The organism is Micromonospora sp. NPDC049240 (genome assembly GCF_040647835.1).
GTDB lineage: Bacteria > Actinomycetota > Actinomycetes > Mycobacteriales > Micromonosporaceae > Micromonospora.
In genome coordinates this window covers 1-2,089 of sequence record NZ_JBEZCX010000050.1, presented here as the reverse complement: position 1 = coordinate 2,089, position 2,089 = coordinate 1, and the positions used below count along the sequence as shown (strand labels likewise).

Sequence of the window (2,089 nt, the reverse complement as noted above, 5' to 3'; positions counted from 1 at the left end):
CCCGCTCAGCTCGCAGCGCGGGCAGCCACACGCCTGCATCGGGGGTGTCGGCCATCGAGGTCAGCGTGCCGTCCGGTCCCAGCTCGAGGAAGACATCCACGTCTCGCTCGCGCAGCGCGTTCACCGCGTCGTGGTAGCGCACCGTCTGGCGGGCGTGCGTCAGCCAGTATCCGGGTTCGGTCACGTCCGCGCCGGGGGTGCCCGAGACCACCGGGATGGTCGGCTCCCGCCACACCACCCCGCCCAACACGTCGGCGAAGTCGGCCAACATCGGCTCCATCAACGGCGAATGGAACGCGTGACTGACCCGCAACCGCCGCGCCTTACCACCGGCGTCTCGCCACCGCTGCGCCAAGTCCAACACCACGTCCCGGTCACCGGAGATCACCGTCGAGCGGGGGCCGTTGACCGCCGCCACCCCCACCAGATCGGTGTGCCCCGCGATCAGATCGTGGGCTTCGGCGTCGCTGGCGGTCAGCGCCACCATGGCCCCACCAGCAGGAAGCGCCTGCATCAGACGACCCCGCGCAGCCACCACCGCCACCGCATCAGCCAGACCCCACACCCCCGCCACATGAGCCGCACTCAACTCACCAATCGAATGCCCCGCCACACACTGCGGAACCACCCCCCACGAACCGACCAACCGGTACAACGCCACCTGCACCGCGAACAACCCCGCCTGCGCATACACCGTCTGATCCAACAACCGCGCCTCGCCCGCAACCACGTCCCGCAACGACCGCTCCAAATGCTGGTCGAAGTATGCGCAGACCTCATCGAACGCCTCAGCGAACACCGGATACGCCTCATACAGACCCAGACCCATCCCAACCCGCTGGCTACCCTGCCCCGAAAACACCACCGCCAACCGACCAGACCCAGCGATCCCGCTCACCACCCCCGACGCCTGACCACCCCCGGCCAGCGCCTGCAACCCGTCCATGAACGCCGACCGGTGCTGGCCGAGCACCACACCCCGATGCGCGAACCCGGTCGCCCGGCCGTCCACCAACGCCCGCCCCACCACCACCGGATCCACCTCAGGCCGGTCGACCACAAACCCCGCCAACCGCTGCGCCTGCGCCCGCAGCGCCACCTCAGACTTGGCCGACAACAACCACGGCACCACCCCGCCGCCCGGTAGCGGGGCCGGCTCATGACCCAACGCCGTGTCCGGTGCCGGTTCAGCCTCCTCCAGGATGAGGTGGGCGTTGGTGCCGCTGATCCCGAACGACGACACCCCAGCCCGCCGGGGCCGCCCGTTGACCGGCCACGGCGTGGCCTCGGTCAGCAGACGCACCGAGCCAGCCGACCAATCCACATGCGACGACGGGGCGTCCACATGCAGCGTCTCGGGCATCAACCCGTGCCGCATCGCCAGGACCATCTTGATGATCCCGGCGACGCCGGCGGCTGCCATGGTGTGGCCGATGTTCGACTTCACCGACCCCAACCGCAGCGGTTGTCCCGGCGGTCGGTCCTGGCCGTACGCGGCGATCAGCGCCTGCGCCTCGATCGGATCACCCAGCGTGGTGCCTGTGCCGTGCGCCTCCACCACATCCACCTCGCCCGGCGACAACCGCGCATTCGCCAAAGCCTGACGGATCACCCGCTGCTGCGACGGCCCATTCGGGGCGCTCAACCCGTTGGAAGCCCCGTCCTGGTTGACCGCGCTGCCCCGCACCACCGCCAACACCTGATGCCCCCGCCGGCGGGCATCCGACAGTCGTTCCAGCACCAGGATTCCGACACCCTCACCCCAACCCGTGCCGTCAGCCGCGTCCGCGAACGGTTTGCACCGCCCATCAGCAGCCAACCCACCCTGCCGGGAAAACTCCACAAACGCGCCCGGAGTGGCCATCACCGTCACGCCGCCGGCCAGGGCCATCGAACACTCACCCGACCGCAACGCCTGCGCCGCCAAATGCACCGCCACCAGGGACGACGAACACGCCGTGTCCACCGACACCGCCGGGCCCTCCAAGCCCAGCGTGTACGCCACCCGCCCCGACATGACACTCGCCGCGTTACCCGTCAGCAGATGCCCCTCACTACCGGTCTGCGCGTCACCAATCACCGAGACGTA

At 69.6% G+C, this 2,089-nt stretch carries 1 protein-coding gene; it reads right to left on the bottom strand.

Features of this window, described 5'->3' with window-relative positions:
• Positions 1 to 2,089: type I polyketide synthase (locus tag AB0B02_RS31820; protein WP_357306791.1), on the bottom strand; the 2,089-nt coding region annotated here is incomplete at both ends.